The following is a 979-nucleotide window of genomic DNA, read 5'->3' on the forward strand; positions in this document are numbered from 1 at the left end:
CCAATCATAACTCAAAAAATGGTACTTTCTGAGCTCGTTAAAGTTGGGATGGATAAAGATGTGGCTAAAGATTTGTCTTTTAGATATTACAGAAATGAGCTCACCCACAAAGATATCGAATATCTCAAAGAAAACTTCGATATCAAACTCGAAATGCTAGAAAAAGTATTAAAAGGCGAAATTTTAGCTGTTAAAACTGATCTTGATAATAAAATTGATACCAAATTCACTGAACTTGACAATAAAATTGATAATGTTAGAAGCGAATTAAAATCGGATATCAAAGACCTTGATAATAAGATCGATACCGTCGAAAATAACTTAAACGTTAAGATTGATACTAAATTTAATGAACTTGATAAAAAAATTGATAACACTAAAAGTGAATTAAAGTCGGATATCAAAGATCTTGATAATAAATTTGATACTAAATTCAATGAACTTGATAAAAAAATTGACATCAATATAACTAAATTTGACAGTACAGCAAGACTACATAAGTGGATGTTTGGTACTATTATCACAATTAATATAGGAATCTTCTTAGCTTTAATTTCTATTATTTATTCGGTTTTTGGTAAATAAATGTGAATTTCTAATTTAATAACAGAAACAGTAATTCACATAAATTAAAATATAACACTACAATTCTATGGAATTGCTAGTTTCACCTTTTTAGAGACCTTAACTAGTTTAGCTTGTTGTTGTCTTTTCCTGAAAAGGTCATATGAAACCTATCTTAGTTTCACAATAATATTCCCCCATCTACCTGCTTAATTGTTATATTAAGGTTATCTCTATATTTCTTTGCAACCCACTCCTTAAGATATGCATACACATAATCAAAATTCTCAGGAATAAATATTGGAAATTTAACTATTGTTTCATCCAATCGCTTAGATTGCACCTCTTCACTCATATATGCTTTCCAAAGCCTATATCACTTGATATATAAGTCTTTTCGCTAAATATCGCAAAT

At 28.3% G+C, this 979-nt stretch carries 2 protein-coding genes; one reads left to right on the forward strand and one right to left on the reverse strand.

Annotated elements, in window-relative coordinates:
* Positions 1-585 (forward strand): Bdr family repetitive protein (gene bdr / locus U881_RS13330; RefSeq protein WP_024653643.1); only part of this gene is annotated, 585 nt, incomplete at its 5' end.
* 160 nt (positions 586-745) lie between these two features.
* Here the strand turns inward: bdr and U881_RS12830 are convergent.
* On the reverse strand, positions 746-919 hold the full coding sequence (locus tag U881_RS12830; protein ID WP_160164748.1) for a hypothetical protein: 174 nt from the start codon (positions 917-919) through the stop codon (positions 746-748).
* Between the last annotated feature and the right edge of the window lie 60 nt (positions 920-979).

The sequence above is a fragment of the Borrelia persica No12 genome (genome assembly GCF_000500045.1).
GTDB classification, from domain to species: domain Bacteria; phylum Spirochaetota; class Spirochaetia; order Borreliales; family Borreliaceae; genus Borrelia; species Borrelia persica.